The 8383-nt window shown below is 52.3% G+C and carries 8 protein-coding genes and 1 pseudogene; 8 read left to right on the plus strand and 1 reads right to left on the minus strand.

Going from position 1 to position 8383, the window contains the following annotated elements; genetic code table 11:
* The 8 genes and pseudogenes from mdtC to yegQ form a co-directional block, all read left to right on the plus strand.
* Window positions 1-1450 (plus strand): annotated as a pseudogene (gene mdtC, locus QZF50_RS21070) (multidrug efflux RND transporter permease subunit MdtC); the annotation flags it as partial.
* Window positions 1451-2866 carry an MFS transporter gene (locus QZF50_RS21075; RefSeq protein ID WP_000130898.1) on the plus strand — a complete coding sequence of 472 codons (1416 nt, stop codon included), beginning with the start codon at window positions 1451-1453 and terminating at the stop codon, window positions 2864-2866. It abuts the pseudogene before it with no gap.
* Window positions 2863-4266, plus strand: coding sequence for a two-component system sensor histidine kinase BaeS (gene baeS, locus QZF50_RS21080; protein WP_000675150.1), 1404 nt, complete (start codon window positions 2863-2865; stop codon window positions 4264-4266). Before QZF50_RS21075 ends, baeS begins: the two co-directional genes overlap by 4 nt.
* Window positions 4263-4985, plus strand: a complete 723-nt coding sequence (gene baeR, locus QZF50_RS21085) for a two-component system response regulator BaeR (RefSeq protein WP_000137869.1) — start codon at window positions 4263-4265, stop codon at window positions 4983-4985. Before baeS ends, baeR begins: the two co-directional genes overlap by 4 nt.
* Before the next feature lie 190 nt (window positions 4986-5175).
* Window positions 5176-5508 (plus strand): YegP family protein, encoded by a 333-nt coding sequence (locus QZF50_RS21090; protein ID WP_000929408.1) that lies wholly within the window; start codon window positions 5176-5178, stop codon window positions 5506-5508.
* Between the two features lie 208 nt (window positions 5509-5716).
* A complete protein-coding gene (locus QZF50_RS21095; protein ID WP_001307279.1) occupies window positions 5717-6013 on the plus strand; it encodes a type II toxin-antitoxin system ParD family antitoxin in 297 nt (98 codons plus the stop codon).
* 1 nt (window position 6014) lies between these two features.
* On the plus strand, window positions 6015-6311 hold the full coding sequence (locus tag QZF50_RS21100; protein ID WP_001220181.1) for a type II toxin-antitoxin system RelE/ParE family toxin: 297 nt from the start codon (window positions 6015-6017) through the stop codon (window positions 6309-6311).
* Window positions 6312-6413: 102 nt separating this feature from the next.
* A complete protein-coding gene (gene yegQ, locus QZF50_RS21105; protein ID WP_000476011.1) occupies window positions 6414-7775 on the plus strand; it encodes a tRNA 5-hydroxyuridine modification protein YegQ in 1362 nt (453 codons plus the stop codon).
* A 329-nt stretch (window positions 7776-8104) separates the two neighbouring features.
* On the opposite strand, the gene yegR is transcribed toward yegQ, so the two are convergent.
* On the minus strand, window positions 8105-8383 hold a 279-nt coding region (gene yegR, locus QZF50_RS21110), incomplete at its 5' end, for a protein YegR (protein ID WP_135118210.1).

Genomic DNA, 8383 nt, shown 5'->3' on the forward strand with positions numbered 1-8383 from the left:
GTATATCTCGATCCCGAAAACCTTCTTCCCGGAGCAGGACACTGGCGTGTTGATGGGCGGGATTCAGGCGGATCAGAGTATTTCGTTTCAGGCGATGCGCGGTAAGTTGCAGGATTTCATGAAAATTATCCGTGACGATCCGGCAGTGGATAATGTCACCGGCTTTACAGGCGGTTCGCGAGTGAACAGCGGGATGATGTTTATCACCCTCAAGCCACGCGACGAACGCAGCGAAACGGCGCAGCAAATTATCGACCGTCTGCGCGTAAAACTGGCGAAAGAACCGGGGGCGAATCTGTTCCTGATGGCGGTACAGGATATTCGCGTTGGTGGGCGTCAGTCGAACGCCAGCTACCAGTACACGTTGTTATCCGACGACCTGGCGGCACTGCGCGAATGGGAGCCGAAAATCCGCAAAAAACTGGCGACGTTGCCGGAACTGGCGGACGTGAACTCCGATCAGCAGGATAACGGCGCGGAGATGAATCTGGTTTACGACCGCGACACCATGGCACGGCTGGGAATCGACGTACAAGCCGCCAACAGTCTGTTAAATAACGCCTTCGGTCAGCGGCAAATCTCGACCATTTACCAGCCGATGAACCAGTATAAAGTGGTGATGGAAGTGGATCCGCGCTATACCCAGGACATCAGTGCGCTGGAAAAAATGTTCGTTATCAATAACGAAGGCAAAGCGATCCCGCTGTCGTATTTCGCTAAATGGCAACCGGCGAATGCCCCACTATCGGTGAATCATCAGGGATTATCGGCGGCCTCGACCATTTCGTTTAACCTGCCGACCGGAAAATCGCTCTCGGACGCCAGTGCGGCGATCGATCGCGCAATGACCCAGCTTGGGGTGCCTTCGACGGTGCGCGGCAGTTTTGCCGGCACGGCGCAGGTGTTCCAGGAGACGATGAACTCGCAGGTGATCCTGATTATCGCCGCCATCGCCACGGTGTATATCGTGCTGGGTATCCTTTACGAGAGTTACGTACATCCGCTGACGATTCTCTCCACCCTGCCCTCGGCGGGCGTTGGAGCGCTGTTGGCGCTGGAGCTGTTCAATGCCCCGTTCAGCCTAATCGCCCTGATAGGGATCATGCTATTAATCGGCATCGTGAAGAAAAACGCCATTATGATGGTCGATTTTGCGCTTGAAGCCCAACGGCACGGTAACCTGACGCCGCAGGAAGCTATTTTCCAGGCCTGTCTGCTGCGTTTTCGCCCGATTATGATGACTACCCTGGCGGCGCTGTTTGGTGCGCTGCCGCTGGTATTGTCGGGCGGCGACGGCTCGGAGCTGCGGCAACCCCTGGGGATCACCATTGTCGGCGGACTGGTAATGAGCCAGCTCCTTACGCTGTATACCACGCCGGTGGTGTATCTCTTTTTCGACCGTCTGCGGCTGCGTTTTTCGCGTAAACCTAAACAAACGGTAACCGAGTAAATGACAGATCTTCCCGACAGCACCCGTTGGCAATTGTGGATTGTGGCTTTCGGCTTCTTTATGCAGTCGCTGGACACCACCATCGTAAACACCGCCCTTCCCTCAATGGCGCAAAGCCTCGGGGAAAGTCCGTTGCATATGCACATGGTCATTGTCTCTTATGTGCTGACCGTGGCGGTGATGCTGCCCGCCAGCGGCTGGCTGGCGGACAAAGTCGGCGTGCGCAATATTTTCTTTACCGCCATCGTGCTGTTTACTCTCGGTTCACTGTTTTGCGCGCTTTCCGGCACGCTGAACGAACTGTTGCTGGCACGCGCGTTACAGGGCGTTGGCGGCGCGATGATGGTGCCGGTCGGCAGATTGACGGTGATGAAAATCGTACCGCGCGAGCAATATATGGCGGCGATGACCTTTGTCACGTTACCCGGTCAGGTCGGTCCGCTGCTCGGTCCGGCGCTCGGCGGTCTGCTGGTGGAGTACGCGTCGTGGCACTGGATCTTTTTGATCAACATTCCGGTGGGGATTATCGGTGCGATCGCCACATTGATGTTAATGCCGAACTATACCATGCAGACGCGGCGCTTCGATCTCTCCGGCTTTTTATTGCTAGCGGTTGGCATGGCGGTATTAACCCTGGCGCTGGACGGCAGTAAAGGTACAGGTTTATCGCCGCTGACGATTGATGGCCTGGTCGCAGTTGGCGTGGTGGCACTGGTGCTTTATTTGCTGCACGCCAGAAATAACAACCGCGCTCTTTTCAGTCTGAAACTGTTCCGCACTCGTACCTTTTCGCTGGGCCTGGCGGGGAGCTTTGCCGGACGTATTGGCAGTGGCATGTTGCCCTTTATGACACCGGTTTTCCTGCAAATTGGCCTCGGTTTCTCGCCGTTTCATGCCGGACTGATGATGATCCCGATGGTGCTTGGCAGCATGGGAATGAAGCGAATTGTTGTACAGGTGGTGAATCGCTTTGGTTATCGTCGGGTACTGGTAGCGACCACGCTGGGTCTGTCGCTGGTCACCCTGTTGTTTATGACTACCGCTCTGCTGGGCTGGTACTACGTTTTGCCGTTCGTCCTGTTTTTACAAGGGATGGTCAACTCGACGCGTTTCTCCTCCATGAACACCCTGACGCTGAAAGATCTCCCGGACAATCTGGCGAGCAGCGGAAACAGCCTGCTGTCGATGATTATGCAATTGTCGATGAGTATCGGCGTCACCATCGCCGGGCTGTTGCTGGGACTTTTTGGTTCGCAGCATGTCAGCGTCGACAGCGGCACCACACAAACCGTCTTTATGTACACCTGGCTTAGCATGGCGTTTATCATCGCCCTTCCAGCGTTCATCTTTGCCAGAGTGCCGAACGATACGCATCAAAATGTAGCTATTTCGCGGCGAAAAAGGAGCGCGCAATGAAGTTCTGGCGACCTGGTATTACCGGCAAACTGTTTCTGGCGATTTTCGCCACCTGCATTGTCTTGCTGATCAGTATGCACTGGGCGGTGCGTATCAGTTTTGAGCGTGGCTTTATTGATTACATCAAGCATGGTAATGAACAGCGATTACAACTGTTAAGTGATGCGCTTGGCGAGCAGTATGCGCAGCATGGCAACTGGCGCTTCCTGCGCAACAATGATCGCTTTGTCTTTCAGATCCTGCGTTCATTTGAACACGATAATTCGGAAGATAAACCCGGCCCGGGTATGCCACCGCACGGCTGGCGTACCCAGTTCTGGGTGGTTGATCAAAACAACAAAGTGCTGGTTGGTCCGCGAGCGCCGATTCCACCTGACGGTACACGGCGACCCATTCTGGTCAACGGTGCGGAAGTTGGCGCGGTGATCGCCTCCCCCGTTGAGCGGTTAACGCGCAATACTGATATCAATTTCGATAAACAACAGCGGCAAACCAGCTGGTTGATTGTCGCCCTGGCAACGTTACTCGCGGCACTTGCCACTTTTCTGCTGGCGCGCGGTTTACTGGCACCGGTAAAACGACTTGTCGATGGCACGCACAAACTGGCGGCGGGCGATTTCACTACCCGCGTAACGCCCACCAGTGAAGATGAACTGGGCAAACTGGCGCAAGACTTCAACCAGCTTGCCAGCACACTGGAGAAAAACCAGCAAATGCGGCGCGATTTTATGGCCGATATTTCTCACGAACTGCGTACGCCATTAGCGGTGCTGCGCGGTGAACTGGAAGCCATTCAGGATGGCGTGCGTAAATTCACGCCGGAGACGGTGGCGTCTTTACAGGCGGAGGTCGGTACACTGACCAAACTGGTTGACGATCTCCATCAGTTGTCGATGTCTGATGAAGGCGCTCTCGCCTATCAAAAAGCACCGGTAGATTTGATCCCACTGCTGGAAGTGGCGGGCGGCGCATTTCGCGAACGATTCGCCAGTCGTGGCCTGAAACTGCAATTTTCCCTGCCAGACAGTATTACCGTATTTGGCGATCGCGACCGTTTAATGCAGTTATTCAATAACTTACTGGAAAACAGCCTGCGCTACACTGACAGCGGCGGCAGCCTGCAAATCTCTGCCGGGCAGCGCGACAAAACGGTGCGCCTGACCTTTGCCGACAGTGCGCCAGGTGTCAGTGACGATCAGCTACAAAAATTGTTTGAACGTTTTTATCGCACCGAAGGTTCCCGCAACCGTGCCAGCGGCGGTTCCGGGCTGGGGCTGGCGATTTGCCTGAACATTGTTGAAGCACATAATGGTCGCATTATTGCTGCCCATTCGCCTTTTGGCGGGGTAAGCATTACAGTAGAGTTACCGCTGGAACGGGATTTACAGAGAGAAGTATGACCGAGTTACCAATCGACGAAAACACACCGCGTATTTTGATCGTGGAAGATGAACCGAAGCTGGGGCAGTTGCTCATTGATTATCTGCGTGCTGCGAGCTATGCGCCGACGCTTATCAGCCACGGCGATCAGGTACTGCCGTATGTGCGCCAGACACCACCGGATCTGATCCTGTTGGATCTGATGCTCCCTGGCATCGATGGCTTGACGCTGTGCCGGGAAATTCGTCGTTTTTCTGACATTCCTATCGTGATGGTGACGGCAAAAATCGAAGAGATCGACCGCCTGCTCGGACTGGAGATTGGCGCAGATGACTACATCTGCAAGCCGTACAGCCCACGGGAAGTGGTAGCGCGCGTCAAAACCATTTTGCGCCGTTGCAAACCGCAGCGCGAGTTGCAGCAACAGGATGCTGAAAGCCCGTTGATTATCGACGAAGGTCGTTTTCAGGCTTCATGGCGCGGTAAAATGCTTGACCTGACACCTGCGGAATTTCGTCTGCTGAAAACGCTCTCTCATGAACCAGGAAAAGTGTTCTCCCGCGAGCATTTGCTCAATCATCTTTATGACGACTACCGCGTAGTAACCGACCGCACCATCGACAGCCACATTAAAAACCTGCGCCGCAAGCTGGAATCTCTCGACGCCGAACAGTCATTTATCCGCGCCGTTTACGGCGTCGGTTACCGCTGGGAAGCCGACGCCTGCCGCATCGTTTAGTTTTAGCGACATGACTTTGTTAGCCGGAGATGGCGTTCAGACCAGATCCGGCAACATTATCCCACGCATGGTCAGCAAACTGACATTATCTCTCCGCCCTGGCAGGCATCAGAAAATCGCTCATACTTTAATCGGTAAACAGCACCTTTAGATGCTGTTTTCGATACGCAATTTCAATCAAGGAGTCATTATGGCTGGTTGGTTTGAACTCAGTAAGAGCAGTGATAATCAGTTCCGGTTTGTGCTAAAAGCGGGCAATGGTGAGACTATCCTCACCAGCGAGCTGTATACCTCAAAAGCCTCTGCGGAAAAGGGCATCGCGTCGGTGCGTAGCAACAGCCCGCAAGAAGAACGCTATGAGAAAAAAACGGCAAGTAACGGCAAATTCTATTTCAATCTGAAAGCCGCTAATCATCAAATTATCGGCTCCAGCCAGATGTACGCCACCGCGCAATCTCGTGAAACCGGAATTGCCTCCGTTAAAGCCAATGGCACAAGCCAGACGGTGAAAGACAATACGTAATTACGATGCCGGGCGTGGGTTGTTGGCGTCCGGCTTTATATCCAAATAACGCTTAGTTATTAATAATTAAGAGTAACCGCCGCCATTAAAATAGTGGGCACTGACGAGCACTCGTTGTGCTTTCTTTGTTTACCATCCCATACTTATCCTCCTGAACATGTTCATGTGCCAAAATATCTTCTAATACTTTCGTGACGCTATCCGGTTTATGACATACACTGATGTAAGATTTTTACTTACAGGCGGGCGTAAAATGGCCAGAACGATGACGGTTGATCTCGGCGATGAGTTGCGTGAATTTATCGAGTCCTTAATTGAATCCGGCGACTATCGCACCCAAAGCGAAGTGATCCGTGAGTCACTGCGATTACTTCGAGAAAAGCAAGCAGAGTCTCGCCTGCAAGCGTTACGTGACATGCTCGCAGAAGGGTTGAGTAGTGGTGAAGCTCAGCCGTGGGAAAAGGACGCGTTCTTACGGAAGGTGAAAGCAGGGATAAGGAAATAATGTGCGTATTATTAAACTCATGCCAAAAGCCAATGAGGATTTAGAAGGCATCTGGTATTACAGCTATCACCATTTCGGCGAACCACAAGCCGACAGATATGTGGAACATCTTTCAGACGTTCTCCAGATTCTGAGTAACAATAATATAGGTACGCCCAGACCTGAATTAGGCGAAGGTATTTTTGTTCTTCCTTTTGAACGCCACGTCATTTATTTCCTGCAATCACCAGGGGAAATTATCGTCATTCGTATCCTTAACCAAAACCAGGACGCCACCAGACATTTACACTGGAGCTAAACCCGCCGATTGCGCTACAATGCCCGCCCTTAAAGTGGGGGCACTCCCCTAACCGCTTCATCAGGTGAAGCGGATCTGACCTGTCATCAGAACGAGAGAATTATGTTTAAACCGGAACTCCTTTCCCCGGCGGGAACGCTGAAAAATATGCGTTACGCTTTCGCTTATGGCGCAGATGCTGTTTATGCGGGCCAGCCGCGTTATTCCCTGCGTGTGCGCAACAACGAATTCAACCACGAAAATCTTCAGCTCGGCATCAATGAAGCCCACGCGCTGGGGAAAAAGTTTTATGTCGTGGTCAACATTGCACCGCACAACGCCAAGCTGAAAACCTTTATCCGTGACCTGAAACCGGTGGTGGAAATGGGGCCGGATGCGCTGATTATGTCCGATCCAGGGCTGATTATGCTGGTGCGTGAGCACTTCCCTGAAATGCCGATCCACCTTTCGGTGCAGGCTAACGCCGTGAACTGGGCGACGGTGAAATTCTGGCAGCAAATGGGCCTGACCCGCGTGATCCTCTCTCGCGAGCTGTCGCTGGAAGAGATTGAAGAGATCCGCAATCAGGTGCCGGATATGGAGATCGAGATCTTCGTTCACGGCGCGCTGTGCATGGCCTACTCCGGTCGCTGCCTGCTCTCTGGCTATATCAACAAGCGTGACCCGAACCAGGGCACCTGCACCAACGCCTGCCGCTGGGAATATAACGTTCAGGAAGGGAAAGAAGATGATGTTGGCAACATCGTACACAAGTACGAGCCGATTCCGGTGCAAAATGTTGAGCCGACGCTGGGTATCGGCGCACCAACCGACAAAGTGTTTATGATCGAAGAGGCCCAGCGTCCGGGCGAGTATATGACCGCGTTTGAAGATGAGCACGGCACTTACATCATGAACTCGAAAGATCTGCGCGCCATCGCCCATGTAGAACGCCTGACCAAAATGGGCGTGCATTCGCTGAAAATCGAAGGTCGTACCAAATCTTTCTACTATTGTGCACGCACCGCACAGGTTTACCGCAAAGCTATCGATGACGCCGCTGCGGGAAAACCGTTCGATACCAGCCTGCTGGAAACTCTGGAAGGTCTGGCGCATCGTGGCTATACTGAAGGTTTCCTGCGTCGTCATACTCACGACGATTATCAGAACTACGAATACGGTTATTCAGTTTCTGACCGCCAGCAGTTTGTTGGTGAGTTTACCGGTGAGCGCAAGGGGGACCTCGCGGCGGTAGCGGTGAAAAATAAATTCTCCGTTGGCGACAGCCTTGAGCTGATGACGCCGCAAGGCAACATTAATTTTACCCTTGAGCACATGGAAAACGCCAAAGGCGAAGCTATGCCGATAGCACCAGGCGATGGTTATACTGTGTGGCTCCCGGTCCCGCAGGATCTTGAGCTCAATTACGCGCTGCTGATGCGTAATTTCTCCGGGGAAACCACGCGTAATCCCCACGGTAAGTGATTAATTTCGATTATTTTTCCCGGATGGAAAATTCTTAGAAACCGATCACATACAGCTGTATTTATTAAGGTTATCATCCGTTTCGCTGAAAAACATAACCCATAAAATGCTAGCTGTACCAGGAACCACCTCCTTAGCCTGTGTAATCTCCCTTACACGGGCTTATTTTTTATGCATAAGCCCTATCCCTGGTCACCGTCTTCCATTGACCACATCGATAGAATCTCCCTTCATAGCACGATGCCTTTCACGTAACGGCATCGTGCTCGCACAGGTTCCGGCTAAGCACAACCAGAACGCGCATGTTTGACGCTTACCAAAAAATATTCTCACTCTCCACATTTGAATGTCAGACGAGCGACGCCATGTAATCCTGCACCTTCTGTCTTCAGGTCAACTATCTGCATTTTTTTGCCCTGAGTAACACAGAAATGGGCTGCATCATTTTTTACTATATTTTCTGCACCAGATATTCTGCCCCTGGCTAAAGAAGCTTCGGCTTCGGTGTAGTATTGGTTATCGAGTTTACGCTGAATATTACTTTTATATGCAAGACCAAATTTACCGATACTTGTCTCATCATTATGCACAGCACAACCAGACATAAT

Origin of the sequence: uncultured Escherichia sp. (assembly GCF_948475835.1) — a bacterium.
GTDB lineage: Bacteria > Pseudomonadota > Gammaproteobacteria > Enterobacterales > Enterobacteriaceae > ECMA0423.